This is a genomic window from Novosphingobium gossypii, assembly GCF_050433305.1.
Classification (GTDB): Bacteria; Pseudomonadota; Alphaproteobacteria; order Sphingomonadales; family Sphingomonadaceae; genus Novosphingobium; species Novosphingobium gossypii.
Genome location: NZ_JBNPXM010000001.1, coordinates 580,760 through 605,607, shown reverse-complemented (window position 1 = coordinate 605,607; position 24,848 = coordinate 580,760). Strand labels below are relative to the sequence as shown.

The following is a 24,848-nucleotide window of genomic DNA, read 5'->3' as shown; positions in this document are numbered from 1 at the left end:
AGCCGCCCGATTACGCGATCATCGCCAGCGGGTTCTCCACGAACTCGCGGAACGCGGCCATCAGGCGCGCGCCATCGGCGCCGTCCACGGCACGATGATCGAAGCTGCCCGTTGCACTCATCACAGTTGCCACTCCCAGCGATCCGTCTGGCATGACCCAGGGGCGCCTGTCGCCTGCACCAATGGCGAGGATGGTCGATTGCGGCGGGTTGATCACGGCCGAGAACGACTTGATGCCCATCATGCCCATGTTCGAGATCGAGGCGGTGCCGCCCTGGTACTCTTCGGGCTTGAGCTTGCCTTCCTTGGCGCGGGTGGCGAGATCCTTGGTCGCCCGGGCGATGGCCGAGAACGACTTTTCGTTGGCGCCGGTGACGATCGGCGTGATCAGCCCGCCGGGGATCGACACGGCGACAGATACGTCGGCACGTTCATACTTGATGAGTTCGTTGCCGGCGAAGGTCACGTTGCATTCGGGCACGGCGATCAGCGCCGCGCCCAGCGCCTTTACCAGCATGTCGTTCACCGACACCTTCACGCCCTGCTTCTCAAGCGTGGCGTTGATCTGCGAGCGCAGTTCCAGCAGCTTATCCAGCTGCACGTCGACGCTGAGGTAGATGTGCGGCGCTTCCTGCTTCGACTGGGCGAGGCGGCGCGCGATGGTCTTGCGCATGCCCGACAGCTTCTCGACCGTGTGCGGCACGCGGGCATCGAGCAGTGCGCGGGTCTCGTCCGCCATCTCCACCGAAGAAGCAGCGGCGGTGGGAGCAGCAGGTGCAGCCGCAGCCGGAGCGGCCTTCTTCGCCGAGCCACCGGTGGCGCCTTCGACGTCGGCCTTGACGATGCGGCCGTTCGGGCCGGTGCCGGTAACGGCCGAGAGATCAACGCCCTTTGCTTCGGCAACGCGCTTGGCTAGCGGAGTGGCGATCACGCGATCGCCAGACGCGGCAGCCTTGGGCGCAGCGGCAGGCGCGGACTTGGCTTCGGTTTTGGGCGCTTCGGCCTTGGGAGCCTCTTCCTTGGCAGCGGCCTTCGGGGCGTCGGCCTTGGGTGCCTCGATCGCGGAGGCATCTTCGCCTTCTTCGACCAGCACGGCGATGACCGCGCCGACCTTCACGCCTTCGGTGCCTTCGACGACGGTGATCTTGCCGATCACGCCTTCATCGACGGCCTCGAACTCCATGGTAGCCTTGTCGGTTTCGATTTCGGCCATGATGTCGCCGGATGAAACGGTGTCGCCTTCCTTGACCAGCCATTTGGCCAGCTTACCCTCTTCCATGGTGGGCGACAGGGCGGGCATCTTGATCTCGATGGGCATGGAAACTTCGCGTTCCTTATTGTCCGTAGGGAGGCCGCTTGACGGGCATTGGCCCCTTCCTTGGACGCCTTGTGCGTTGCGTTCAAGCGCTTCGCGGTTTCTTTTTTTGCAAGGGTGGTGGCTTGTGTTGCAGCCTTGCCCTATCAACGCTGTCGATGGAGAGGGTACAGCCATGCGCATCTATCTGGTGATCGTCGACGAAACCGAGGAAGCCCTCGTCGCCCTGCAGTTCGCGGCTCGCCGCGCGGCCAAGACAGACGGGGCGCTGCACCTTCTGGCGCTGGTCCCGCCGCAGCCGTTCAACGCCTTCGCCGGCGTGCAGGCGACCATCGAGGAAGAGGCCCGCGCCCGTGCAGAAACGCTGGTGACCGCAGCAGCCGGAAACCTTTTGTCGCAAGGCGCAAAGATGCCGGTCATCTCCGTTCACATTGGAGAAGACATTAAGGTGGTGCGCAAGTACCTTGAAGACCACCCCGAGGTGTCCGCGCTGGTGCTGGGCGCCGCCAAGGAGGGCGGGCCCGGCACACTGGTTTCGCACTTCACCGGAGTAGGCATGGCGCATATGACCTGCCCGGTTTTCGTGGTTCCCGGCGGTCTGGATGCAGAAGCGATCGAACGGCTGAGCTGAGCTGGACGTGACATTGCCCCTGACCTGATCCGCAGATGACGGAACTACCGCTTGCCGCGCCCCTGATGGCGGATGTTCTTGGGCCGCCCGCGCTGGCCGACGAAGTGCTTGCCCTTGTGCTTCACGGCATGAGGTGCCCCGCGCGCCTCGATGCGCCCGCCACCTTCCGGCAATTCGTACTTGAGCGCGCCGGTTAGCGGGTTGGCTTCCGCAAGGCGCAGCTTCAGGATCTGGCCGATGGAGAACGTCGTTCCGGTTTCGTCGCCGACCAGCACCTGCGCCTTGTCGTCATAGGTGAAGCGCTCGTCGCCCAGCGTCGAGACGGGCACCAGTCCGTCGCCGCCAAGCCCCACGATCGTTGCGAAGAAGCCGAACTTCTGTACGCCGGTGATGCGGGTGTCGAACACCTCGCCCACTCGGCTGGCGAGCCAGGCCGCGACATAACGGTCGATCGTCTCGCGCTCGGCCTCCATGGCGCGGCGTTCCGCCTGGCTGATGGCATCGCTGATGCGGCCCAAGTCTTCGCGATCGCGCTCTGACAGGCCGGATAGCGCGGGAATATCGGCCTTGGGTCTGGGCTGCTCCAGACCATAGCCATCCACCAGCGCCCGGTGCACCAGAAGGTCCGCATAGCGCCGGATCGGCGAGGTAAAATGTGCGTAGGACGCCAGCGCCAGCCCGAAGTGGCCGGCGTTGGCAGGGCCGTAATAGGCCTGCGTCTGGCTGCGCAGCACCGCCTCCATGATCAGCGCCTTCTCGGTCTCGTCCGTAACATCCTTGAGCATGCGGTTGAAGAGGCTGGGCGTGATGACCTGCCCCATCGCCAGCTTCTTGCCGAAGGTGGCGAGGTAGTCCTTCAGCGCCATCAGCTTTTCGCGGCTCGGCGTCTCGTGGATGCGGTAGACGACGGGCGCTACCTTGGCTTCCAGCGCCTTGGCGGCGGCGACGTTGGCGGCGATCATGAAATCCTCGACCACCCGGTGCGCGTCGAGCCGTTCGCGGATGGCGATCTCGGTGATGCGGCCCTTCTCGTCCAGCTTCACGCGGCGTTCGGGCAGTTCCAGTTCCAGCGGATCGCGATTGGCACGCGCGGTGGCGAGTGCTTTCCATGCTGCCCACAGGTCAGTCAGGTGTTCTTCGGCGCGGGCTTCGTCGATGCGGGCCTGCGCTTCCTCATAGGCGATGACTTCGTGGATGCGCACGATGGCGCGGGTGAAGCGCCAGTCAGTGACCTTGCCCTCGGCATCGATCTTCATGTGGCAGGCCATCGCCGCCCGGTCTTCGCCCGAGCGCAGCGAACAGACGTCCGCGCTCAGCACCTCGGGCAACATTGGCACGACGCGGTCGGGGAAGTAGACCGAGTTGCCGCGCCGCCGCGCCTCGCGGTCGATCTGGCCGCCGGGGCGCACATAGAAGGCAACGTCGGCAATCGCTACCAGCGCGTCGAAACCGCCTTGCCCGTCCGGCTTCGCCCAGATCGCGTCGTCGTGATCGCGCGCGTCGGAGGGGTCGATGGCAACGATCGGCAGATGGCGCAGATCCTCACGATGATCGGCGCTGAGCGGCAGCTTTGATGCGACCTGCGCCTCTTCCAGAACCTCCTCGATGAAGTGGTTGGGGATGCCGTGCTTGTGGATGGCGATCAGGCTGAACGACTTGGGCGCCAGTGGTTCACCCAGCACTTCGGTGACCTTGATCGAGGGCCGCGCCGACCGACCGATGGGCACACCCAGCACCAGTTCGCCGGCCTTCGCCTCGCCCAGATCGGAGATCTGCGAGGAATTGCGGATGCGCTTGTCGACGGGCGCCAGCCAGGGCTTGCCGCCACCGTCGATCTCCACCACGCCCAGGATCTGGTCGGCGCGCAGTTCCAGCTTCTTCATCGGGAAGGCGCGCCAGCCGGAGCCTGTCTCTTCGGTACGCGACAGCACGCGGTCGCCCTTGCGCAGGGCGGACCCGCGCCCCTTCTCCACCAGACGGATGCGCGGCGGCGGAGTGGCGTCGTCCGGCTGCCAGGTGTCCGGCACGGCGATGGCCTCGCCCTCGTCGATGTCGATCACGCGCAACACGGTCACCTTGGGCAGGCCGCCCATCTTGTGGAACGCCGTGCGCTTGCCGTCGATCAGGCCTTCTTCTGCCATGTCCTTCAGCAGGGCCTTGAGCTGAATTTTCTCGTTGCCCTTCAGCCCGAAGTGGCGCGAAATCTCACGCTTGCCCGCCGGTTCGGAAGAGTTCTGAATGAACTCCAGTATCTGCTTGGGGGTCGGCAATCCCGGCGCCGGTCGATTGCCAGAAGGTCGGCTACCGGAGGAGCCATTGCGAGGGGGGCGGGCATTTGCGGGGCGGTTCTTTGCGGGCATCTTCCGCAGATGGCCTCAACCGCCCACCAATGCAAGCGGCGCCTCAGATGTGGTCAGGCTCCTCGCCGTAGCGGTTCGCGCCATCGGTGGACGGCCAGACGCCGAAGACGATCACGATCAGCAGCGGAACCCAGCCGAGCACACCGTTCAGCATCATGCCCGCCTGCGCTTCCTGCAGCTTGGCCATGTCACCGCTCTGCGCGATGATCATCAGTTGCGCCACCTTGTCGATGGACGCCACCGCCAGCCCCAGCGCGGCAAGCTGGATCACGACGGTAAGCCCGGCGATCCAGCCAGGCTTGCCCGAATCGTGCAGTCTCCGGGTGAACGAGGCTATCAGCAGCGCCGTCAGCACCAGCGTCGACGCCACCGAGGCCCAGACCGAAATCCGCATCATGCCCGAGAGCCGCCCGAACAGCCGCTGCTGCATTTCGGCTTCACTCAGACCCTGCTGCGCGGCCTGGAAGACATCCACCATCATCGGCCCGGTCATCGCCATCGAGATGACGAAGGACACCACGATCTGGATGATCGCCAGGAACAGGAAATAGAACCAGAAGGCCGAACGCCCCTCGCGTCCCCGAAAGTTGGTCAGGTTCGCGAGGTTGTATTTTATCGCTGCGATCATCCGGTGCCCCCGCTTGACGTCGATCAATAGGATCGGGCGATGTATATCCGCTCTACCGCCGGACGTCCCGTGAAAATACATTCACCCGTCACCGGTGCGCTTTCCAGCGGCGTGTTCCGCATGGTCAGCTTCAGGCCCTTGAGCTTCTGCACCACGGCTTCCAACTCGCCGCCGGTGGGGCGCGCCCATTCCACTTCCACCCAGCCGGGATAGCGCTTGTCGTCCGCGAAGAAGGCAGCGAGGTCAGCGAAGGTGGACGCCTGCGAGATATTCGCGTCGCGCTTTGCCTTCGCTTCGGCATGAAGCGAGGTCTGGATGTCCTCGATCTCGGTCACGGCCCGGGCAACGAACTCGTCCCGGCCCAGCGCCACGAAGTTCGCCTTGGCAGCCTCGTTCCACAGGCGATCGCGGCGCAGCATCGAAACCTGGCCGCCGGCGGCGTCGCGGCCGCCGATTTCCAGGATCAGCGGCACGCCCTTCTTCACCCAGGCCCAGCGCTTTTGGGTGGCCTTGCCGGGGCGCTTGTCGAGCAGGACGCGGACCGGCTCGCCCAGCGCCGAACGCGCGGCCAGCGCCTTGCGCAGGTCTTCGCAGTACGCCAGCAGCGCGTCGTCCTCGGGCGTGTCGCGCAGCATCGGCAGGATGACGATCTGGTGCGGCGCCACGGCGGGCGGCACGCGCAGCCCATCGTCGTCGCCATGCGTCATGATGAGGCCGCCGATCATGCGGGTGGAGGTGCCCCAACTGGTCGTGTGGGCATACTGCTGCGTGCCCTCACGATCCTGGAACGTGATGCCCGCAGCATGGGCAAAGCCGGTGCCGAGGTAGTGCGAGGTGCCCGCCTGCAGCGCCTTGCCGTCCTGCATCATCGCCTCGATCGAATACGTAGCGACTGCGCCGGGGAAGCGCTCGTTCTCGGGCTTTTCACCGGCGATCACCGGCATCGCCAGCTCGGTTTCGGCAAAGTCGCGGTACATTTCAAGCGCGCGCAGCGTTTCCACCATCGCATCGTCGCGGTCGGTGTGGGCGGTGTGGCCTTCCTGCCAGAGGAATTCGCTGGTGCGCAGGAACATACGGGTGCGCATTTCCCAGCGCACGACATTGGCCCACTGGTTGACCACCAGCGGCAGGTCGCGCCACGACTGCACCCAGCGCGCCATCGCCTGGCCGATCACCGTCTCCGACGTGGGGCGCACGATCAGCGGTTCTTCCAGCTTCGCTTCGGGGTCGGGCACGAGGCCACCCTTGCCGTCGCCGATCAGGCGGTGGTGAGTGACGACCGCCATTTCCTTGGCGAAGCCCTCGACGTGCTCGGCTTCCTTGGCGAAGTACGACAGCGGGATGAACAGCGGGAAGTAGCAGTTCTGGACGCCCGCAGCCTTGATCCGGTCGTCCATCAGGCGCTGGATGCGTTCCCACACGCCGTAGCCCCACGGCTTGATTACCATGCAGCCGCGTACGCCCGATTCTTCGGCCATTTCGGCTTCGGAGATGACTTCCTGGTACCATTGGGCGAAGTCGTCTTCGCGCTTGGTGGAAAGGGCGTGGCGGATCGCGGTCTTCTGATTCATGGCGCGCCTGTTAGCGGGAGTCGGCGGAAGGTTCAAAGCAAATGGCGGTCAAATCGAACCGGTTTCGCCCCATCAGTTCCGCGGCGGTGGCAACATGTCCGCAAGATCTTCCGGAAAGAACGCTTCGTCCAGCGCGGCAAGCGTTGCCCGGTCGAACCAGCGCCAGCTGCGCATGACCGAGCGTTCGAGTTCGGTGTGACCGGCGGTGTTTATTGCTTCCGGATCAGCGCCAGGCGGCGTGCGGACAAGAAAATAGCGCTCGTCGGCGGTGACCGGCACCCCTTCGATGGTGATGAAGTCCGCCATCCGCCGCGCGATCTGCGGCCCCGGCTCGGCGACGAAGCCGGTCTCCTCCAGCAGTTCGCGCCTTGCCGCATCCTCGTAGCTTTCGCCGAGATCGACTGCCCCGCCCGGCGTACACCAGAACGGCGGACGGTCGGGCGGGTCGAAGCGGAACAGCAGCACACGGTCTGCAGGATCGAGCAGGATGATGCGCGCAGCGGGCCGGGCGACGCGGACGGTCATCTGCGGCGGCCCGTGGAGATGTTACTTGCCCAACGCGTCGAGACGCTTCTGGATTTCGGCCATCTGATCGCGCAGCGCCGAAAGGTCGCCGGTGCCTTCGTTCGCGGCAGGCGGCGTCTTGGCGTCAGGCTGCTTTTCAGCGCCTGGCATGAACGCGGACGATGCCGCCCGGAACATCGCCATGTTCTGTTCGGCCAGTTTGGCCAGCGGGTTGTTGCCCAGGCTGTCCTCGAACGCCTTGGCCAGCTTCGCCTGGTTGGCGCGGAAGTTCTCCATCGAAGCTTCAAGGTAATGCGGGATCAGGGACTGCATCTGGTTGCCGTACATGCTGATGAGTTCGCGCAGGAAGTTGACCGGGAGCATCTGCTCTCCGTTCGATTCCTCTTCCATGATGATCTGCGTCAGGATGGTGTGGGTGATGTCTGAGCCGCTTTTGGCGTCGAGAACTTTGTAATCCACGCCTTCGCGCGTCATCTTCGCCAGATGTTCCAGCGTGATGTAGCTGGACGAACGTGTATTGTAGAGCCGCCGGTTCGCGTATTTCTTGATAATGACGGTGTTGTCTTCGCCAGACGCCGTATCAGCCATTTCCAATCCCCATTTGCCGGATGGCCAGTTTACCATTCCGGAATATCGCATTGCAACACAAATTGCTGCGCAGCAAAAGAGGTAATCCTCGGGGAAACGTTTATTTTCAATGCGCAAGGCCAGTGAAATTTCCAGCTATTCCGCCCCAAGCGCCCTGACGGCTGCGTCCCATGGAAGCATGACTGCGCCATGACGAGCAGGATAGTCGCGGGCAGCAGCGACAGTCGCGAAGCCGGGCCATTGAGGCAGTGACGCGTCGCCTGTCAGCCAGGCAGCGACTGCATTGCGCGTCTGCGCGATACGGTCGATCGTGGCGCCCAGAGCGGCACTGGCAAAGATCGCCGCTGACGCCTGTCCGATGGCGCAGGCCTGGCTGCGCAGCCCGATACGGGTCACAGTGCCGGCTTCGACGGCAAGCCCCAGCATGATCGTGCTGCCGCAGCTTTTGGACCGGGCTTCACTGCGTAGCGGCAGGTCGTCCGTCAGGGGATGGCGGGCAAGATCGATCGCCAAGGCCAGAACGTCAGGCGTGTAGAGCACGGTTGCGGACAAGGTGCCTACTCGCCTTCCGGACTGGATGGCGCAGCGCGCAGTGCGGCGCGCCGCTCGGCGATCATCTCAACCAGAGCTTTGCTGCTGGCATCGATGAAGGGATATGTCCGCGCCTGCCTGATCCAATCGGGCCGGCCGCCAACGCCCCAGATCGTATCGTAACCCAGCACCACCACTGAAAACGTCAGAACGATGATGATGACCGCCTTCACCGCGCCGAAACCCAGACCCAGCACCCGGTCGATCGGGCCCAGCACCGATGCGCGGCTCATGGACCCTGCCCACCTGGCAACCAGTTTGACCACCAGGAACGGCACGCCCAGAAGCACTGCAAAGGCCAGCACCGCTGCTCCCGAATCCGACCCGACATAGCCCCCCAACACCAGCGTCAGCGGCGTGTGAAAGATGCGGATGGCGAACACCGCGAAGACCCAGGCGGACAGCGCCAGGATTTCCTGCACGAACCCGCGCATCAAGCCGGTGATGGCGCCGAGACCCACGAACAGCAGTACGGCAATGTCGAAGCCTGTCATAGGACGGCTGAATTAGGCATCGGACAGGATGCGGTCAACGAGGTTGGGCAGCATGGTGAGCCCGGAGAATGTCAGGCCCTTTTCCGGCGCCGGTCCGTTGGCAGGACCGAACGCCTTGGTGAAGCCCAGCTTGGCCGATTCGCGCTGCCGGATGGAACCGTGCGCAACCGGCCTGATCTCCCCTGCCAGCGACACCTCGCCGAACCACACCGCGTCCGTCGGCAGCGGCTTGTCCCCCAGTGCCGACACCAGCGCAGCCGCCACCGCGAGGTCCGCTGCCGGGTCGCCCAGCCGGTAGCCGCCCGCGACGTTGAGGTAGACTTCGGCGTTGGAGAAACTGAGGCCGCAGCGCGCCTCCAGCACGGCCAGCAGCATCGCCATGCGGCCCGAATCCCACCCCACGACCGCACGGCGCGGCGTAGCCCCGCTTTGCAGTCGCACGATCAGCGCCTGAATTTCGACAAGGACGGGGCGCGTGCCTTCCATCGCCGGGAACACCGCGCTGCCCGCCATCGGCTCTTCGCGGCCCGACAGGAACAGCATCGACGGATTGCCCACTTCGGCAAGGCCATCGCCCTCCATCGCGAAGACGCCAATTTCGTCCACCGGGCCAAAGCGATTTTTGATGGAACGCAGAATGCGGTACTGGTGGCTGCGTTCGCCCTCGAAGCTCATCACCACGTCGACCATGTGCTCCAGCACACGGGGACCGGCGATGTTGCCGTCCTTGGTGACGTGCCCGACCAGCACCAGTGTGACGCCGTTTTCCTTGGCATAGCGGATCAGCTCAAAGGCGCAGCCGCGCACCTGGCTGACGGTGCCCGGCGCGCCCTCTATCTGGTCGGAATGCATCGTCTGGATCGAATCGATGACCAGCAGCGAGGGCTTGTCCATCATTCCCAGCGTGGTCAGAATGTCGCGCACCGAAGTGGCCGCTGCCAACTGGATCGGGGCCTTCGACAGGCCCAGACGCTCGGCCCGCAGCCGCACCTGCCCGGCCGCTTCCTCTCCGCTGACGTAGACGGAAAGGCCGCCCTTGCTGGCGATATTGGCGGACACCTGCAGCAGCAGCGTGGACTTGCCGATGCCGGGATCGCCGCCCATCAGGATCGCCGAGCCGGGAACCAGCCCCCCGCCCAGCGCACGATCGAACTCCGCGATGCCGCTGTTCTGCCGCTTGGGCACTTCGCCGGGCGCGTCGAGCGGCGTGAACAGGATCGGCCGCCCGCCCGAAGACAGATCGTGCTTGGCCGAGAACACTGTCTGCGGTGCTTCTTCGGCCAGCGTATTCCATTCCCCGCAATCGGCACATTGCCCCTGCCACCGGGTGGAAACGCCTCCGCAGGCCTGACAGACATATCGACGTTTCGGTTTCGCCATGCCGCCTCGCGTAACCGGAACGGAATGAGAACGCAATTGCCAATGCTGTAATGGCGGGTAAGATGATCGGATGCAGCAAAAAGAACTGCGGATCGCTCTGGTCTGTTATGGAGGCGTCAGCCTCGCCGTCTACATGCACGGGGTCACCAAGGAGCTGTGGAAAGCTCTGCAGGCCAGCCGTGCGCTCTGGGGGAATGAGGATGCGCCGCTAGGCAGCGCCGCGGTCTATCTCGATCTTCTGCGAAGGCTGGAGACGGGCGGCAACGTTCGGCTGCGGGTGCTCACCGACATCGTCGCCGGGGCGAGCGCGGGCGGGATCAACTCGCTGTTCCTGGCGCAGGCCATCCATTCGGGACAGTCGCTGGAACCGCTGACCGACCTGTGGCTGGAAACCGCCGACGTCGACGTGCTGCTCGATCCCGATGCGCGACCCGGATCGCGTGCGGCGAAGTTCTGGGCCAGCCCGCTGGTCACATACCTGCTGCACCGCCCCGGCAATGCCGTCAGCGAAAGCGTGGCGCCGGAAACGCGCAGCGAAGTGCGCGAGAAGCTGTCGCGCCTCGTACGCTCCCGCTGGTTCGAGCCGCCGTTCAGCGGGATCGGCTTTTCGCGCCTGCTGCACCGCGCGCTGACGGCGATGGCGAAGGCGCCCGCCGGAAAGCCGCTACTGCCCGAACATCATCCGCTTGACGTTTTCCTGACTTCCACCGACTTCAAGGGTCATCTGGAGACGCTGCGGCTGCATTCACCGCAGATGGTGCTGGAAAGCGAGCATCGCCTGACGTTCGGCTTCCACGTCAAGGCGGGCCGCGACGGCGTCCCGCTGGCGCCGCTGCCCGAACTGGTGATGGCCGCCCGCGCATCGGCCAGCTTTCCCGGGGCCTTTCCCCCCTTGCAGATCGGAGAGATCGACAGGCTGGTGGAGGAACAGGGCGAGAGCTGGCCGACGCGCGATGCGTTTCTTGCCCGGATCATGCCCGAACACGCCCGGCGCGGAGATCTTGACAGCGTATCGCTGATCGACGGCGCGGTGCTGGTGAACGCACCTTTCGCCGACGCCATGCATGCCCTGCGCGACCGCCCCGCCGCGCGCGAGGTGGACCGGCGGTTCGTCTACGTCGATCCGACGCCCGATCATCTCGGCGCCGAGATGCGGCGCGATGCCGCTTTGCCGGGGTTCTTCTCGGTGATCTTCGGGTCGCTGTCCGCGATTCCGCGCGAACAGCCGATCCGCGACAATCTGGAAGCGCTGGAGACGCGATCGCGCGAGATGGCCGCGCTGCGCGAGATCGTGCTGGCTCTGCGGCCAGAGATCGAGGAAACGGTGGACCGCCTGTTCGGGCATACCCTGTTCCTTGACCGACCCACGCCGAGGCGTCTGGCTGCATGGCGAGCCAAGGCGCAGGCGGCCGCTTTCGAGCAGGCGGGGTTCGCCTATCACGGCTATGCGCAGGTCAAGTTCAGCGGCATCACCGCGATGATGGCGCGCATGGTGCTGGAAGCCGCGCCCGAACTTGACCTGCCTTCTGCCGAGCCGATCCGCCTGCGGTTGATCGCACATCTGGCAGTGCATGGACTGGACCGGGCGCAGGCGCTGCGGGTGGCCAATTCGCCCGCCATGATCGACTTCTTCCGCAGCCACGATCTGGCATTCCGCGTGCGCCGCCTGCGGCTGCTGGCGCGCCGGGTGACGCAGGAGTGGGAGGAGGAGCCGGGCGTCACCGAGCACGACCGCGACGCCGCGCGCGAGGCGATCTATGCCGCGCTGGCGCTCTACATAGACCGCGAACCGTTGACGGCGCTGGGCGAGGAATTTCCGGCGGTGGCTGCCGGGTTCTTCGACGATCCGCAAGGTGCGATCGATCACTTCGCATCCGCCCGCAATCTGCTGGCAACGGACGATGCGGTGGACGAACTGCTGGCGGAGGCGCTGGCGGCCATGCCGCAGGCGCTGCGACGGCGGGTGCTGCTCGCCTATCTGGGCTTTCCGTTCTACGACACCGTCACCCTGCCGCTGCTGCGCGGCGAAGGGCTGACGGAGTTCGATCCGGTGCTCGTGGACCGGATATCGCCGGAAGATTGCCATGCTATCCGCGACGGGTTGCGGGAGGAGACTTTGCGCGGGAAGGAGTTCTTCAATTTCGGCGCGTTCTTCAGCCGCGGCTACCGCGAGAACGATTATCTATGGGGCCGCCTGCACGGGGCCGAGCGGATGATGGATCTCATCGCCTCCACGCTGCCCGCCGAACACGCCATGAGCGCACCGGAACTGCTGGGCTTCAAGCGCCGCGCCTTCCTGGCGATCCTGGACGAGGAGAAGCAGCGGCTACAGTCCGACCCCGGACTGGTGCGCAGAATTCGGCGCGAGGTGCTGAGCGGGAAGTAGGGCCGAAGACGGGCAGAGCACCCTGCCCCGCCCGCCTTCGGCATCATTCCGTCAGATCGGTCCAGGCGTCCTTGATGCGGTCGAAGAAGCCCTTCGACTGCGGACATTCATCGCCAGTTTCGGTCGCCTGCAATTCACGCAGGATTTCCTTCTGGCGGGCGGACAGCTTGGTCGGGGTTTCCACCGCGATCTCAATGACGAGGTCGCCGCGGCCACGGCCCTGCAGCACCGGCATGCCTTCGCCGCGCTTGCGCAGCTGCTTGCCGGACTGGATGCCCGCCGGAATGTCCAGCGTGATCGTTTCGCCGTCGATGCCGGGGATCTCGATCGAGCCGCCCAGCGCCGCAGTGGTGAAGGTGATCGGCACCTTGGTGACCAGCGTCGTCCCGTCACGCTCGAACACGCGGTGGCGCTTGACGTGCAGGAAGATGTAGAGGTCGCCCGGTGGCGATCCGAACGGCCCGGCTTCCCCCTTGCCGGACAGGCGGATGCGCGTGCCGGAATCGACGCCGGGCGGAATGTCCACCTGCAGCGTCTGCGGCTTGTCCACCCGACCTTCGCCACCGCAGGAACGGCACGGCTTTTCGATCACCTCACCGCGACCGTGGCAGGTCGGGCAGGTGCGCTCCACCACGAAGAAGCCCTGCTGCGCGCGCACCTTGCCGTGACCGCCGCACATCGAGCAGCCGCGCTTGGAAGTACCCGGTTGGGCGCCCGATCCGCTGCACGGCTCGCACGATTGCGAGACTTCGATGGTGATCTCGGTCTGCTTGCCCCGGAAAGCGTCGTCCAGAGAGACTTCCATGTCGTAGCGCAAATCGGCACCGCGCCGCTGCTGCTGACGACCGCCACCGCCAAAGGCGCTGCCGAAGATGGATTCGAAGATATCGCCGATATCGCCGAAGTCACCGCCTGCACCGGGACCGCCGCCGCCCATGCCCTGCTGAAACGCAGCATGGCCGAAGCGATCGTAGGCCGCGCGCTTTTGCGGATCCTTCAGGCAGTCGTAGGCTTCGCTGATCTGCTTGAACCGCGCCTCGGCTTCCTTGTCGCCCGGGTTCTTGTCCGGGTGGTAGCGCATGGCAAGCCGACGGTACGACGACTTGAGAACCTTGTCGTCGGCCGTGCGCTCGCATTCGAGCAGTTCGTAATAATCGATTTCTGTCGCTGACACGTGATATTTCCCCGTCGGAATACCTTAACCGCCACCGGCGCGGTTTGCACCGGTGGCGGTCAGGGTTTTCATCAGGACTTGTCAGCCCTTGTTTTCGTCGACTTCCGAGAACTCGGCGTCAACGACGTCGTCGTCAGCCTTAGCAGCTTCCGGCGAAGCAGCCGAAGCCTGCTCCTTCTCGTAGATGGCCTGACCGACCTTCATCGCCGCCTGCGTCAGTTCCTGAGCCTTGGCATTGATTTCAGCGGCATCGTTGCCTTCGAGCGCGGTCTTGGTCGCGGCGATCGCGGCCTCGACTTCTTCCTTGAGCGCAGGCTCAATCTTGTCGGCATGCTCAGTGAGCTGCTGCTCGGTGGCGTGGACAAGGCTGTCTGCCTGGTTGCGGGCTTCAGCGGATTCGCGGCGCTTCTTGTCCTCTTCGGCGAACTTTTCGGCGTCACGGACCATCTGATCGATGTCGCTGTCCGAAAGGCCGCCCGAGGCCTGAATGCGGATCTGCTGCTCCTTGCCGGTGCCCTTGTCCTTGGCGGACACGTTGACCAGACCGTTGGCGTCGATGTCGAAGGTCACCTCGATCTGCGGCACGCCGCGACGCGCCGCCGGGATGCCGACGAGGTCGAACTGGCCAAGCAACTTGTTGTCCTGCGCCATCTCGCGCTCGCCCTGGAACACGCGGATCGTGACCGCCTGCTGGTTGTCCTCGGCGGTCGAGTAGACCTGGCTCTTCTTGGTCGGGATCGTGGTGTTGCGGTCGATCATCTTGGTCATGATGCCGCCCAGCGTCTCGATGCCCAGCGACAGCGGGGTCACGTCGAGCAGCAGCACGTCCTTGACGTCGCCCTGCAGCACGCCGGCCTGGATAGCCGCGCCCATGGCGACGACTTCGTCCGGGTTCACGCCGGTGTGCGGCTCCTTGCCGAAGAAGTCCTTCACCACGTCGCGCACCTTGGGCATGCGGGTCATGCCGCCCACGAGCACGACGTCGTCGATCTCCTTGGCGGAGATGCCGGCGTCGGCCAGCGCCTTGCGGCAGGGTTCAAGCGTGCGCTGGATCAGGTCGGCGACCATCTTTTCCAGATCGGAACGGGTGATCGTTTCGACGAGGTGCAGCGGGGTGGTAGCGCCGCCTTCCATGCGCGCGGTGATGAAGGGCAGGTTGACCTCGGTCGTCGCAGTGGACGACAGTTCGATCTTGGCCTTTTCAGCCGCTTCCTTCAGACGCTGGAGGGCGAGCTTGTCGGTCCGCAGGTCCATGCCTTCCTTGGCCTTGAACTTGTCGGCCAGCCATTCGACGACCTTGGTGTCGAAGTCTTCGCCACCCAGGAACGTGTCGCCGTTGGTGGACTTCACCTCGAACACGCCGTCACCGATTTCGAGGATCGAGACGTCGAAGGTGCCGCCGCCAAGGTCGTAGACCGCGATGGTCTTGCCGTCCTGCTTGTCGAGGCCATAAGCCAGCGCCGCCGCAGTCGGCTCGTTGATGATGCGCAGCACTTCGAGACCGGCGATCTGACCGGCGTCCTTGGTGGCCTGACGCTGGGCGTCGTTGAAGTACGCGGGAACGGTGATGACCGCCTGCGTGACCGTTTCGCCCAGATACGATTCGGCGGTTTCCTTCATCTTCTGAAGAGTGAAGGCGCTGATCTGCGAAGGCGAATAGTCTTCGCCGCCGGCCTGAACCCAGGCGTCGCCGTTCTTGCCCTTCACGATGTGATAGGGAACCAGCTCGGTGTCCTTCTTGGTCACCGGGTCGTCGAAGCGGCGGCCGATGAGGCGCTTCACCGCGAAGATCGTGTTGTCGCCGTTGGTCACGGCCTGGCGCTTTGCAGGCTGCCCGATCAGGCGCTCACCATCTTTGGTGAAAGCGACGATCGAGGGCGTGGTGCGCGCGCCTTCGGAATTTTCGATGACCTTGGGCTTGCCGCCGTCCATGACGGCTACGCAGCTGTTGGTGGTGCCAAGGTCGATACCAATTACTTTAGCCATTATCCCCATTCCTCACGTCAGTGGGTGACACCGGGCGGATCGCCTCCCTTCCATCAAGGCAAGGCGGCTTGTCCGGCTCTGTGACGTTCCAAGTCGTCGAGGGCGGATATAGGTGACGTTTCGCTTGGAACAAGCCTGTGTGGATGGCATTACCCGCAACGATTTTGCAACAGGGCCGAGCCAAGAGGAAATGCCTGTGATCAAACGCAACCTTACTGCCCGTTCCCCACTGGCCCTGATCTGCAGCATTGCGCTTGTTTCCGTGCTTGGCGCATGCGGAAAGACGCCCGACAGCCCCACGCAATCGAACGAAGCAACGCTTTCCGGCCCCGACGCCAAGCCCGGCATCGTGGCGAGCGACGGCAAGCTGGTGCTGCCGATCGTCGCAGGCCGTCCCGGCGCGGTCTATTTCACCGTCCGCAATGACGGAGCGGAGCCGGTGACGCTTGCCGGGGTCCACGTCGCAGAAGTGCGGCGGGCCGAGATGCACCAGACCAATGGCGGCTCCATGGCCCGTGTCGATTCGCTGCCAGTCGATCCCGGCGCCTCCATGGTCTTCGCACCGGGCGGGCTGCATGTAATGGCCTTCGACGTTTCGCCCAATCTGAAGGCCGGCGGGACGACGGAACTGACGCTGACGTTCTCCGACGGAGACAAGCTGTCCATGCCGATCAAGGTCGAGAAGATGGGAGCTTCCGACGATGCCACCGGCGCGATGGAAGGCATGGATCACGGCAGCATGGAAGGGATGCACCACTGACCGTCGAACCCGGCGGCGAGAGAGCGCTGACGTCGGGCGAGGTTGACCTCGTCCGGTCGGTGTTCGGCGATGCGATCGACTGCACACCGGTGCGCGTCCGGCGGCGGCGCTGGTTTCCGTTCCAGCCGGTGAACACCGTGATGGCGCCGTGCGGGCACCTGCACTTTCACCCGCGCAGCAGCCTCTACCTTGAGGATTTCGCGGCAGGATCGCCGGGATTGCGCGGCCTGTTTATCCACGAGATGACCCATGTCTGGCAGGCCCAGCGCAAGGGACGATATTACCTGCCGCTGATGCGTCATCCGTTCTGCCGCTACGACTATGCCCTGCGGCCGGGATGGACGCTCGACCGCTACGGGCTGGAACAGCAGGCCGAAATCGTGCGGCATGCGTATCTGCTGCGCAACGGCATGCACTTCCCCGGGGCGCCGGGGGTCGAGGCATATCGCGGCATATTGCCGTTCACCCCATCGTCCCTCCGGACATGATCTGCACCGACGATATGCAAAGGGCGCCGACACCGCCGTGTCCGCGCCCTTTTTCATTCACCGAAGTGACTGGATCAGCAGTCGCGATCCCAATAGCGGTCGCCACGGCGATCATAGCGATAACAGCCGCGGTCACGGTCGTTCTTCTTGGCCTGCGAGCCGAGCAGCGCGCCGGCTGCCGCGCCGACCGCCGCACCGGTGCCGACGTCACCGCCGGCCACTGCCCCGACACCCGCGCCCAGAGCGCCGCCGGCCAGAGCGCCCTCGCCGCCGTAGTTGCTGGCGCAACCACCGATGCTCAGCGCACCGGCGGCGAGAATGGGAAGGATGAGCTTGCGCATCGATATTCTCCGATAAGTCTGTAGCCTATGCACAAGTGAACGGAAGCAGGCCCTGCCGGTTCCCGGGCAATAAAACGACACGGCCTGCCTTCGGGATCCGAAGACAGGCCGCGCGCTTGTTCAGAGGAGGACTTCGTTCAGTCCGGCTTCTTGGCCACCGCGACCATGGCGGGGCGCAGCAGGCGGTCCTTGATCATGTAGCCGGCCTGCAGTTCCTGCACGACCGTGCCCGGCTCCGCATCGGCGGAGGGCACTTCGATCATCGCCTGATGCTGGTTCGGGTCGAGCGGCAGGCCCATGGCGGCGATGCGGCTGATGCCGTGGCTGGCGAACACCTTGTCGATCTCGCGCCCGGTGGCTTCGATGCCGGCGACAAGGCCCTTGAGCTTCTCGTCCTCGCGCAGTTCGGCTGGGATGGCGGTCAGCGCGCGGGCGAGGTTGTCGGACACCGAGAGGATGTCACGCGCAAAGCCAGTGGCGGCATAGGCGCGGGTGTCGGCGATGTCCTTTTCCAGGCGGCGGCGCACGTTCTGCGTTTCGGCGCGGGCGTAGAGCACGTCCTGCTCTGCGGTCGCCAGCTTTTCGCGCAGCGCGGCGATTTCCTCGTTCTCGCCCTTGGTGTCCACGAAGTCCTCCGGCACGCCCTGAAGTTCTTCCGCCACGGCAGGATCAATTGCAGGCGACTGCGTCTTGTCGTCGGTCATTTTCTTTGTCTGTCCAGCTATCCGATGAGCTTGCCCAGGCTCTGGGCGGTGAAGTCCACCATGGGGACGACGCGCGCATAATTCAACCGAGTCGGGCCGATTACCCCCACCACGCCGACCACCCTGCCCTCGCGATCGCGATAGGGGCTGGCGATCACGGATGACCCGGACAGCGCGAACAGCCGGTTCTCCGATCCGATGAAGATGCGCGTCGCCCGCGCCTCGCGCGCAGTGTCCAGAAGGTCCGCCACGGACTGCTTGTTCTCAAGGTCGTCCAACAGAGAGCGCACACGTTCAAGATCCGTCAGCGCGGCTTCGTCCAGCAGATTGGCCTGCCCGCGCACTATCAGGACGGGACGCTGGGCCGCATCCTCGCTCCACACCGCCATCCCGCGCTCCACGAGATCGCGGCTGGCGGCATCAAGCGCGGACTTGCCCGAGACGATCTCGGCCCGCATCGCCCGTGCCGCCTCTGCCAGCGTGCGCCCGCCAAGATGCGCGGAGATGTAGTTCGATGCCTCCTCCAGCGCGCCGGGCGGCAGACCCAGTGGCAGTTCCAGCACGCGGTTCTCTATCGCGCCGTCCTCCCCCACCAGCACCGCCAGTGCCCGGCCCGGCCCCAGCGGCACCAGTTGCAGGTGCATCAGACGCGGCTCTCGCCGGGGCACCATCACCACGCCCGCACCCGAAGACAGGTTGGACAGCAGCGCACTGGTTGCCTCAAGCGCGGCCTCGATCGGGCCGGGCGCGGCAATGCGGCGCTCGATCGCCTGCCGTTCCTCCACGGTGGGTTCCGCCACCTGCATGATGCCGTCCACGAACAGGCGCAGGCCCGCTTCGGTGGGCAGTCGCCCGGCACTGGTATGCGGCGCGGCAAGCAGGCCCAGCCCTTCCAGATCCGCCAGCACCGAACGGATCGACGCCGATGACAGGTTGACCCCGCCCGCCCCAGCCAGCGCCTTCGACCCTACGGGCGTTCCGGTGGCAAGGTACCCCTCAACCACCAGTCGGAAGATGTCGCGCGCACGCGTGGTCAATTCGGTAATGGGCGGAGTGGGCATATCGTATGTCAATTTAGCCATTGCCCTTGAACCCTCAAGCCTAATGCGCCTAGGGCGGGCGGGTATTTTCACAAGCCAGTTCACGACAAGGATTCCCTGAATGCGCCCTTCCGGCCGTGCCCCTGACGAAATGCGTGCCATCGACATCCAGACCGGCTTCACCAAGCATGCCGAAGGCTCTGTCCTGATCTCGTTCGGCGACACCCGCGTGCTCGTCACCGCCTCGGTCGAGGAAAAGGTGCCGCCGTTCCTGCGCGGCAAGGGCGAAGGCTGGGTGACGGCGGAATACTCGATGCTGCCCCGCGCCACGCACACCCGTGGCAGCCGTGAAGCGGCCAAGGGCAAGCAGTCCGGCCGCACGCAGGAAATCCAGCGCCTCATCGGCCGCTCCCTGCGCGCCGTCGTCGACATGAAGAAGCTGGGCGAACGCCAGATCGTGCTCGACTGCGACGTGCTGCAGGCCGACGGCGGCACCCGCACCGCGTCGATCTCGGGCGCATGGGTGGCACTGCGCCTTGCCGTGGACAAGCTGATGGCCGAAGGCAAGATCAAGGAAGACCCGATCACCGCGCGCGTCGCCGCGATCTCCTGCGGCATCCACCAGGGCACGCCGGTGCTCGACCTCGACTACATCGAGGACAGCGGCGCCGATGCCGATGCCAACTTCGTGCTGATCGAAGGCGGCCTGATCGCAGAGGCGCAGGCCACCGCCGAAGGCGCGACTTACGACGAGGAAGGCCTGCTGCGCCTCCTGCGTCTGGCCCGCATCGGCTGCGAAGGCATCTTCGCGGCGCAGGCCAAGGCGGTTGGCCGCTGATGACCCGCAAGCTCGACGGATCGAAGCTGGTCATCGCCACGCACAACGCGGGCAAGCTGCGCGAGATTTCCGCGCTGCTCGCCCCGTTCGGGGTGGACTGCGTCTCGGCGGGCGACCTCGGCCTGCCTGAGCCGGATGAAACCGGCACCACGTTCGTCGAGAATGCATTGCTCAAGGCCCACGCCGCCGCGACCGCTGCCGGCCTCCCTGCACTGGCGGATGACAGCGGCCTGTCGGTGACGGCGCTGGGCGGCAGGCCCGGCGTCTATACCGCTGACTGGGCCGAGCGGCAGTGGTTCGAAGGCGAGCCGGGCAAGGACTACAAGGGCCGCGACTGGTACATGGCGATGGGCAAGGTCGAAGGCCTGCTCAGCCAGCAGGGCCCGGGCGTCGATCGCTCGTGCTGGTTCACCAGCGTTCTGGCGATCGCATGGCCGGACGGCACGGAAGCGGTCTACGAAGGCCGCGTGGACGGCACCTTCACCTGGCCGCCGCGCGGGACGATGGGCTTCGGCTATGATCCGGCCTTCGTGCCGAACGGCTTCGACAAGTCGTTCTCCGAACTGGCGCTTGAGGAAAAGCAGCGCATCAGCCACCGCGCCGATGCGTTCTCAAAGCTGGTCGCAGACCAGTTCGCCGGTCAGACCGGGGCGTGATACGATAGGCCCATGGCCCGCGCGCTCTACATTCACTGGCCGTTCTGCCTGGCCAAGTGCCCTTACTGCGACTTCAACAGCCATGTCCGCGAACGGGTGGATCATGCCCGCTGGCAGGACGCGCTGCTGGCGGACATGCGGCACGAACACGAACTGGCCGGTGGGGAGCCGCTCGATTCGATCTTCTTCGGCGGCGGCACCCCGTCGCTGATGCCGCCCGCGCTGGTGGCGCGCCTGCTGCAGGAAGCGGAAGCCCTGTGGGGCTTCGCGCCGGGCATCGAGATCACGCTGGAGGGCAATCCCTCTTCAGTCGAGGCCGCCAACTATGCCGCGCTGGCCGATGTCGGGGTGAACCGCGTCTCGCTGGGCCTGCAGGCACTTGACGACGCGACGCTGCGGTTCCTTGGCCGTCTGCACGATGCCTCTGAAGGGTTGAAGGCGCTGGAAGTGGCGCAGCGGCATTTCCGGCGCGTCAGCTTCGACCTCATCTACGCCCGCCCCGGCCAGACGGTGGAGGGGTGGCGCGCCGAACTGGACCGCGCGCTGGCCTATGGCACCGGCCACCTCTCGCTCTATCAACTGACGATCGAGCCGGGCACCCGCTTCGAGACGATGGTGCGCAAGGGCGATTTCGACCCGCTGGACGAGGACGCCTGCGCCGACATGTTCGCTCTCACGCGCGAAACCACCACCGCCGCCGGTCTTCCCGCCTACGAGATCAGCAACCACGCCCGCCCCGGCGAGGAAAGCCGCCACAACCTGACCTACTGGCGCTATCAGGATTACTGCGGCATCGGCCCCGGCGCGCACGGACGGCGCGGCGGACTGGCCACGGTGCGTCACCGCAAGCCCGAGAACTGGCTGGCGAGCCTGTCCCGCAGCGGCCACGGCATTGCCGAGGAACGCCCGCTGGGCATCCCCGAACAGGCGAGCGAGGCCATGCTGATGGGCCTGCGCCTGCGCGAAGGGGTGGATCTGGCCGCCATGGCGGTGCGCTTCGGCATCGCCGAAGATCAACTCTGCGATCCGGCCAAGGCGCGGTTCTACGAAAGCCAGAGGCTGGTCTGGCGCGAAGGCGCCCGCATCGGCGTGACGCCCGAAGGCATGGTGCTGCTCGACGCCCTGCTGAGCGAACTGGTGCCGGCGCAGCTGGTCGAGGGCTGAGGATGGGCGCGCGCGCCGATCTGCTGGAGGCGTGGGGCGCACATCTGGCGCAAGGGCGGCGGCGCAGTCCGCACACCGTGCGCGCCTATGTGGCAACGGCGGCGCGGCTGCTCGATCGCCTCGAAGGCCGGGGCGAGGGAAGCGACTGGGCTTCGCTGGCAACCCTCGATGCTGCGGCCTTGCGCGATCACCTTGCTGCGCGGCGGCAGGAGGGGATCGGCAATGTCTCCGCCGCGCGCGAATTGTCGGCGCTGAAGGCGTTCCTGATCTTCGCGCGCGAAAAGGCGGGCATCCAGCTGGCGACCGCGCCGCGCCTGAAAGGGCCGCGCATCAAGAAGGGCCTGCCCCGCCCCGTCACCCCGGACGAAGCCGTGAACCTTGCCGCCGGTGTCGAGGAGGATGCCGCCCAGCCATGGATCGGCGCGCGGGACCGGGCGGTGCTGCTGCTGCTTTACGGTGCCGGGCTGCGCATCGCCGAGGCGCTGTCGATCACGGGCGCAGCGCTGCCGCTGGGAGAAACGCTGACGGTCACCGGGAAAGGCGGCAAGCAGCGCGTCGTGCCCCTGCTCCCCATCGTGCGCGATGGAATTGCCGACTACGTGGCAAAATCGCCATGGCCGGTAGAGCGGGATCATGCGCTGTTTCGCGGTGCGCGGGGCGGGCCGCTGGGTCAGGGCATGGTGCAAAGGGCGGTCGCGCGCGCCCGCGTTGTCCTGGGTCTTCCCGCCAGCGCCACGCCCCATGCACTTCGCCACAGCTTTGCCACGCATCTGCTGGAGGCAGGCGCCGATTTGCGGTCGCTGCAGGAACTGCTGGGCCATGCTTCGCTGAGTTCGACGCAGATCTATACCCGCGTCGATGCTGCCACGCTGCTGGACGTCTATCGCAACGCCCACCCGCGCGAACGGGGCTGATCCGCGAAGACCGCTATTCCTCGCGCGGCTTCCAGTTCACCACGCGCCAAATGTAGAAGCCGATCGTCACCACGCCGATCGCCACCGTGGCCCAGCCCAGCCACTGCTCCGCTTCCGCGAGTCTATGGCCCAGCCAGCGCCCCCCCAGGATCAACACCACGTTCCAGATCGCCGCGCCGACAAAGGTGAATGCCAGAAACCGGAAATGCCCCATGTGAGCCAGCCCTGCCGGTATCGAGATCACGGTGCGGAACATCGGCATGAACCGGAATACGAAAACCACCCAATGACCGTGCCGCCGCAGGAAACGCCCGCCCACCTCGACGTCGTGCCATTCCAGCGTCAGCCATCGGCCCCAGCGATCGATGAAAGGCCGCAGCCGTTCGTAGCCCAGCCGGTCCGCAATCAGGAACAGCACGTAGTTACCCAGTGCCGCGCCCAGAGTTCCCCAGAAAAGCAAAGGCCAGAACTGCATGTCGCCGCGGGCGACCGCGATCCCGCCCAGCCCCATGATGACTTCGGAGGGGATCGGTGGGATGATATTCTCCAGCGCCATCAGCAACATGATGCCGAAGTAGCCGCCCTGCCGGACGATTTCGTATATCCACTCGGACATTCAGGCCGATCCTTCGCAGGCCAGGGCCCCGGCTGTCACATCGCGGCGAAACGGCGCTCTATCGCGTCCCAGATGCGCGCGCCGGTGTCCGTCCCGTTGAAGCGGTCGATCGCCACGATGCCGGTGGGCGAGGTCACGTTGATTTCCGTCAGCCATTTTCCGCCAATCACGTCGATGCCGACAAAAACCAGTCCCCGCGCCTTCAGTTCCGGGCCAAGCGCCGCACAGATTTCCTCTTCCGCCGAAGTGAGTTCGCTGGCCTCTGCGGAACCGCCCACGGCAAGGTTGGAGCGGAATTCGCCCTCGCCCGGCTTGCGGTTGATCGCGCCTGCAAATTCACCATCGACAAGGACAATGCGCTTGTCTCCCGATGCCACGTCGGGAAGGAAGGGCTGAACCATGAACGGTTCGACCCAGGCGTTCTCGAACATCTCGATCAGTGCGCCAAGGTTCGATCCGTCCGCCGGCACGCGGAACACGGCCTTGCCGCCATTGCCGTGCAGCGGCTTGATCACCAGATCGCCGGGGTGACGCTGGTTGAAGGCCTTCACGTCCTCGATCCGCCGGGCGATGAACGTGGGCGGCATGAAGCGCGCGTAATCGAGCACGAAAACCTTTTCGGGCGCATTGCGAACCGAAGCGGGATCGTTGACCACAAGGGTGCGCCCTTCGAGCCGCTCCAGCAGGTGCGTGGCAGTGATGTAGCCGAGATCGAATGGCGGATCCTGCCGCATCAGCACCACGTCGATGTCCTCGACAAGGTCGATCAACCGGTATTCGCCCCGCGTGAAATGCGCCCCTTCGACGCGCTGGACGGTGACCGGCGCGCCCCAGCAGGTCAGGCGGCCACCGGCGCCGAACGCGGTGTCGTAGGCCAGCGTCTTCACGTCGTAGTGGAACAGCGTGTGCCCCCGCGCCTGCGCCGCCAGCATAAGGGCGAAGCTTGAATCGCCCCCGATTTTGATCGATTCCAGCGGGTCCATCTGAACGGCAATACGCAAAGTCATGTAGTCGCGCTCCTAAGGGGGCGTCCGGGCTGTCTCGTTAAGAAGCCGGGGGTGTTTCGCGCATATAGATTGGGGCGGGGAATGCGAACCCCAACTGCAATCACGGAGAGAATTTTTCCATGATCACCAAACGCACGATCCTCACCCTCGCCTGTGCCGGCGGCATCCTTGCCGCTCCCGCGATCAGCCTGGCGAACCCGGAACCTCATCCGACGCCGACTCCCCATCCCACCGAACACCCGACGCCGCATCCGACCGACCATCCCAGCCCGCATCCGACAGATCATCCCAAGCCGCACTGAGCGCCAGCCCAGTCAGAACGCGCCGGGTTGCCATGCATTGACGATCCGGCGCGGCATGCGGCGCGGCGTGACAAGGATCACGTCGATGCGCTGGTCGTCGCCCGGCCCGGCATAGCGGCCTGCCACCAGCGCCGCAGCATCTGCCACGCGGCGCAGACGGCGGGCGTCGATTGCGGTATCCAGATCCTGCGCCCTAGCGCGCCACTTCACCTCGACGAAACAGACCGTCCGGCCTCGCCTCGCGACCAGGTCGATCTCGCCCTTGCGGGTCTTCACCCGGCGGCCCACCACGCGCCAGCCGGTGAGCCACAGGTAGAGGCTCGCGATCCACTCCCCGCGCCGGCCATCACGCTCCGCCCGGCGGCGCTTCTCCGTCACTTCAGTTCCCC

26 protein-coding genes are annotated in these 24,848 nt (G+C 65.4%); 9 read left to right on the top strand and 17 right to left on the bottom strand.

What is annotated here, in order from left to right:
• Positions 1-10 precede the first annotated feature (10 nt).
• On the bottom strand, positions 11-1,318 hold the full coding sequence (locus tag GGR40_RS03185; RefSeq protein ID WP_429274741.1) for a pyruvate dehydrogenase complex dihydrolipoamide acetyltransferase: 1,308 nt from the start codon (positions 1,316-1,318) through the stop codon (positions 11-13).
• Between the two features lie 172 nt (positions 1,319-1,490).
• Between GGR40_RS03185 and GGR40_RS03180 the strand changes: the two genes are divergently transcribed.
• Positions 1,491-1,946 carry a universal stress protein gene (locus tag GGR40_RS03180; RefSeq protein WP_429274740.1) on the top strand — a complete coding sequence of 152 codons (456 nt, stop codon included), beginning with the start codon at positions 1,491-1,493 and terminating at the stop codon, positions 1,944-1,946.
• A gap of 44 nt (positions 1,947-1,990) precedes the next feature.
• Here the strand turns inward: GGR40_RS03180 and rnr are convergent, their stop codons facing one another.
• The 8 genes from rnr to radA all read right to left on the bottom strand — a co-directional run bounded on the left by rnr (position 1,991) and on the right by radA (position 10,083).
• Positions 1,991-4,306, bottom strand: a complete 2,316-nt coding sequence (rnr, locus tag GGR40_RS03175; protein WP_429274739.1) for a ribonuclease R — start codon at positions 4,304-4,306, stop codon at positions 1,991-1,993.
• Positions 4,307-4,349: 43 nt separating this feature from the next.
• The gene (locus GGR40_RS03170) at positions 4,350-4,934 is read right to left on the bottom strand and encodes a DUF805 domain-containing protein (RefSeq protein WP_429274738.1); all 585 of its coding nucleotides are present in this window, start codon (positions 4,932-4,934) and stop codon (positions 4,350-4,352) included.
• Positions 4,935-4,957: 23 nt separating this feature from the next.
• Complete coding sequence (gene proS / locus GGR40_RS03165) at positions 4,958-6,505, bottom strand: proline--tRNA ligase (protein WP_429274737.1); 1,548 nt, start codon at positions 6,503-6,505, stop codon at positions 4,958-4,960.
• 72 nt (positions 6,506-6,577) lie between these two features.
• Entirely contained in the window at positions 6,578-7,030 is a 453-nt protein-coding gene (locus GGR40_RS03160) for an NUDIX hydrolase (protein ID WP_429274736.1), read from the bottom strand.
• Between the two features lie 21 nt (positions 7,031-7,051).
• A complete protein-coding gene (gene phaR / locus GGR40_RS03155; protein WP_429274735.1) occupies positions 7,052-7,618 on the bottom strand; it encodes a polyhydroxyalkanoate synthesis repressor PhaR in 567 nt (188 codons plus the stop codon).
• A gap of 135 nt (positions 7,619-7,753) precedes the next feature.
• Positions 7,754-8,170 (bottom strand): iron-sulfur cluster assembly scaffold protein, encoded by a 417-nt coding sequence (locus GGR40_RS03150; protein ID WP_429274734.1) that lies wholly within the window; start codon positions 8,168-8,170, stop codon positions 7,754-7,756.
• A 5-nt stretch (positions 8,171-8,175) separates the two neighbouring features.
• Complete coding sequence (locus GGR40_RS03145) at positions 8,176-8,703, bottom strand: CvpA family protein (protein ID WP_429274733.1); 528 nt, start codon at positions 8,701-8,703, stop codon at positions 8,176-8,178.
• A 12-nt stretch (positions 8,704-8,715) separates the two neighbouring features.
• Entirely contained in the window at positions 8,716-10,083 is a 1,368-nt protein-coding gene (gene radA / locus GGR40_RS03140) for a DNA repair protein RadA (RefSeq protein WP_429274732.1), read from the bottom strand.
• A gap of 70 nt (positions 10,084-10,153) precedes the next feature.
• Between radA and GGR40_RS03135 the strand changes: the two genes are divergently transcribed.
• On the top strand, positions 10,154-12,469 hold the full coding sequence (locus GGR40_RS03135) for a patatin-like protein (RefSeq protein ID WP_429274731.1): 2,316 nt from the start codon (positions 10,154-10,156) through the stop codon (positions 12,467-12,469).
• A gap of 43 nt (positions 12,470-12,512) precedes the next feature.
• Here the strand turns inward: GGR40_RS03135 and dnaJ are convergent, their stop codons facing one another.
• Entirely contained in the window at positions 12,513-13,643 is a 1,131-nt protein-coding gene (dnaJ, locus tag GGR40_RS03130) for a molecular chaperone DnaJ (protein WP_429274730.1), read from the bottom strand.
• Between the two features lie 81 nt (positions 13,644-13,724).
• Positions 13,725-15,629, bottom strand: a complete 1,905-nt coding sequence (gene dnaK / locus GGR40_RS03125; protein ID WP_429274729.1) for a molecular chaperone DnaK — start codon at positions 15,627-15,629, stop codon at positions 13,725-13,727.
• Positions 15,630-15,819: 190 nt separating this feature from the next.
• On the opposite strand from dnaK, the gene GGR40_RS03120 reads away from it, so the two are divergent.
• Positions 15,820-16,389: a copper chaperone PCu(A)C gene (locus GGR40_RS03120; protein ID WP_429274728.1), complete on the top strand. Its 570-nt coding sequence runs from the start codon at positions 15,820-15,822 to the stop codon at positions 16,387-16,389.
• 59 nt (positions 16,390-16,448) lie between these two features.
• Positions 16,449-16,877, top strand: a complete 429-nt coding sequence (locus tag GGR40_RS03115) for a vgr related protein (protein ID WP_429274727.1) — start codon at positions 16,449-16,451, stop codon at positions 16,875-16,877.
• 74 nt (positions 16,878-16,951) lie between these two features.
• Here GGR40_RS03115 and GGR40_RS03110 read toward each other — a convergent pair whose 3' ends face one another.
• The 3 genes from GGR40_RS03110 to hrcA form a co-directional block, all read right to left on the bottom strand.
• Positions 16,952-17,218: a YgdI/YgdR family lipoprotein gene (locus GGR40_RS03110; RefSeq protein WP_429274726.1), complete on the bottom strand. Its 267-nt coding sequence runs from the start codon at positions 17,216-17,218 to the stop codon at positions 16,952-16,954.
• A 137-nt stretch (positions 17,219-17,355) separates the two neighbouring features.
• Positions 17,356-17,922 carry a nucleotide exchange factor GrpE gene (grpE, locus tag GGR40_RS03105; protein ID WP_429274725.1) on the bottom strand — a complete coding sequence of 189 codons (567 nt, stop codon included), beginning with the start codon at positions 17,920-17,922 and terminating at the stop codon, positions 17,356-17,358.
• Between the two features lie 17 nt (positions 17,923-17,939).
• Positions 17,940-18,983, bottom strand: a complete 1,044-nt coding sequence (gene hrcA, locus GGR40_RS03100; RefSeq protein ID WP_429274724.1) for a heat-inducible transcriptional repressor HrcA — start codon at positions 18,981-18,983, stop codon at positions 17,940-17,942.
• 100 nt (positions 18,984-19,083) lie between these two features.
• On the opposite strand from hrcA, the gene rph reads away from it, so the two are divergent.
• Genes rph through GGR40_RS03080 form a run of 4 tightly spaced genes read left to right on the top strand, consistent with a single transcriptional unit; the run spans position 19,084 to position 22,534 of the window.
• Entirely contained in the window at positions 19,084-19,800 is a 717-nt protein-coding gene (gene rph / locus GGR40_RS03095) for a ribonuclease PH (RefSeq protein WP_429274723.1), read from the top strand.
• Positions 19,800-20,456 (top strand): RdgB/HAM1 family non-canonical purine NTP pyrophosphatase, encoded by a 657-nt coding sequence (gene rdgB, locus GGR40_RS03090; protein WP_429274722.1) that lies wholly within the window; start codon positions 19,800-19,802, stop codon positions 20,454-20,456. The genes rph and rdgB overlap by 1 nt, the downstream gene beginning before the upstream one ends.
• Positions 20,457-20,468: 12 nt before the next feature.
• Positions 20,469-21,620: a radical SAM family heme chaperone HemW gene (hemW, locus tag GGR40_RS03085; RefSeq protein WP_429274721.1), complete on the top strand. Its 1,152-nt coding sequence runs from the start codon at positions 20,469-20,471 to the stop codon at positions 21,618-21,620.
• A 2-nt stretch (positions 21,621-21,622) separates the two neighbouring features.
• A complete protein-coding gene (locus GGR40_RS03080; protein ID WP_429274720.1) occupies positions 21,623-22,534 on the top strand; it encodes a tyrosine recombinase XerC in 912 nt (303 codons plus the stop codon).
• Between the two features lie 13 nt (positions 22,535-22,547).
• Here GGR40_RS03080 and GGR40_RS03075 read toward each other — a convergent pair whose 3' ends face one another.
• Both GGR40_RS03075 and gshB read right to left on the bottom strand, forming a co-directional pair.
• On the bottom strand, positions 22,548-23,150 hold the full coding sequence (locus GGR40_RS03075; RefSeq protein ID WP_429274719.1) for a DedA family protein: 603 nt from the start codon (positions 23,148-23,150) through the stop codon (positions 22,548-22,550).
• Between the two features lie 35 nt (positions 23,151-23,185).
• The gene (gshB, locus tag GGR40_RS03070; protein ID WP_429274718.1) at positions 23,186-24,157 is read right to left on the bottom strand and encodes a glutathione synthase; all 972 of its coding nucleotides are present in this window, start codon (positions 24,155-24,157) and stop codon (positions 23,186-23,188) included.
• 119 nt (positions 24,158-24,276) lie between these two features.
• Between gshB and GGR40_RS03065 the strand changes: the two genes are divergently transcribed.
• Positions 24,277-24,459, top strand: a complete 183-nt coding sequence (locus GGR40_RS03065; RefSeq protein ID WP_429274717.1) for a hypothetical protein — start codon at positions 24,277-24,279, stop codon at positions 24,457-24,459.
• Between the two features lie 12 nt (positions 24,460-24,471).
• Here GGR40_RS03065 and GGR40_RS03060 read toward each other — a convergent pair whose 3' ends face one another.
• Positions 24,472-24,837 (bottom strand): YraN family protein, encoded by a 366-nt coding sequence (locus tag GGR40_RS03060; RefSeq protein WP_429274716.1) that lies wholly within the window; start codon positions 24,835-24,837, stop codon positions 24,472-24,474.
• Positions 24,838-24,848: the final 11 nt, after the last annotated feature.

What these genes read in the sequence shown, in the direction of transcription:
- GGR40_RS03185 (WP_429274741.1), bottom strand. Translation starts at nt 1,318, where the DNA reads ATGCCCATCGAGATCAAGATGCCCGCCCTGTCGCCCACCATGGAAGAG.
- GGR40_RS03180 (WP_429274740.1), top strand. Translation starts at nt 1,491, where the DNA reads ATGCGCATCTATCTGGTGATCGTCGACGAAACCGAGGAAGCCCTCGTC.
- rnr (WP_429274739.1), bottom strand. Translation starts at nt 4,306, where the DNA reads ATGCCCGCAAAGAACCGCCCCGCAAATGCCCGCCCCCCTCGCAATGGC.
- GGR40_RS03170 (WP_429274738.1), bottom strand. Translation starts at nt 4,934, where the DNA reads ATGATCGCAGCGATAAAATACAACCTCGCGAACCTGACCAACTTTCGG.
- proS (WP_429274737.1), bottom strand. Translation starts at nt 6,505, where the DNA reads ATGAATCAGAAGACCGCGATCCGCCACGCCCTTTCCACCAAGCGCGAA.
- GGR40_RS03160 (WP_429274736.1), bottom strand. Translation starts at nt 7,030, where the DNA reads ATGACCGTCCGCGTCGCCCGGCCCGCTGCGCGCATCATCCTGCTCGAT.
- phaR (WP_429274735.1), bottom strand. Translation starts at nt 7,618, where the DNA reads ATGGCTGATACGGCGTCTGGCGAAGACAACACCGTCATTATCAAGAAA.
- GGR40_RS03145 (WP_429274733.1), bottom strand. Translation starts at nt 8,703, where the DNA reads ATGACAGGCTTCGACATTGCCGTACTGCTGTTCGTGGGTCTCGGCGCC.
- radA (WP_429274732.1), bottom strand. Translation starts at nt 10,083, where the DNA reads ATGGCGAAACCGAAACGTCGATATGTCTGTCAGGCCTGCGGAGGCGTT.
- GGR40_RS03135 (WP_429274731.1), top strand. Translation starts at nt 10,154, where the DNA reads ATGCAGCAAAAAGAACTGCGGATCGCTCTGGTCTGTTATGGAGGCGTC.
- dnaK (WP_429274729.1), bottom strand. Translation starts at nt 15,629, where the DNA reads ATGGCTAAAGTAATTGGTATCGACCTTGGCACCACCAACAGCTGCGTA.
- GGR40_RS03120 (WP_429274728.1), top strand. Translation starts at nt 15,820, where the DNA reads ATGCCTGTGATCAAACGCAACCTTACTGCCCGTTCCCCACTGGCCCTG.
- GGR40_RS03110 (WP_429274726.1), bottom strand. Translation starts at nt 17,218, where the DNA reads ATGCGCAAGCTCATCCTTCCCATTCTCGCCGCCGGTGCGCTGAGCATC.
- grpE (WP_429274725.1), bottom strand. Translation starts at nt 17,922, where the DNA reads ATGACCGACGACAAGACGCAGTCGCCTGCAATTGATCCTGCCGTGGCG.
- hrcA (WP_429274724.1), bottom strand. Translation starts at nt 18,983, where the DNA reads ATGCCCACTCCGCCCATTACCGAATTGACCACGCGTGCGCGCGACATC.
- rph (WP_429274723.1), top strand. Translation starts at nt 19,084, where the DNA reads ATGCGCCCTTCCGGCCGTGCCCCTGACGAAATGCGTGCCATCGACATC.
- rdgB (WP_429274722.1), top strand. Translation starts at nt 19,800, where the DNA reads ATGACCCGCAAGCTCGACGGATCGAAGCTGGTCATCGCCACGCACAAC.
- hemW (WP_429274721.1), top strand. Translation starts at nt 20,469, where the DNA reads ATGGCCCGCGCGCTCTACATTCACTGGCCGTTCTGCCTGGCCAAGTGC.
- GGR40_RS03080 (WP_429274720.1), top strand. Translation starts at nt 21,623, where the DNA reads ATGGGCGCGCGCGCCGATCTGCTGGAGGCGTGGGGCGCACATCTGGCG.
- GGR40_RS03075 (WP_429274719.1), bottom strand. Translation starts at nt 23,150, where the DNA reads ATGTCCGAGTGGATATACGAAATCGTCCGGCAGGGCGGCTACTTCGGC.
- gshB (WP_429274718.1), bottom strand. Translation starts at nt 24,157, where the DNA reads ATGACTTTGCGTATTGCCGTTCAGATGGACCCGCTGGAATCGATCAAA.
- GGR40_RS03065 (WP_429274717.1), top strand. Translation starts at nt 24,277, where the DNA reads ATGATCACCAAACGCACGATCCTCACCCTCGCCTGTGCCGGCGGCATC.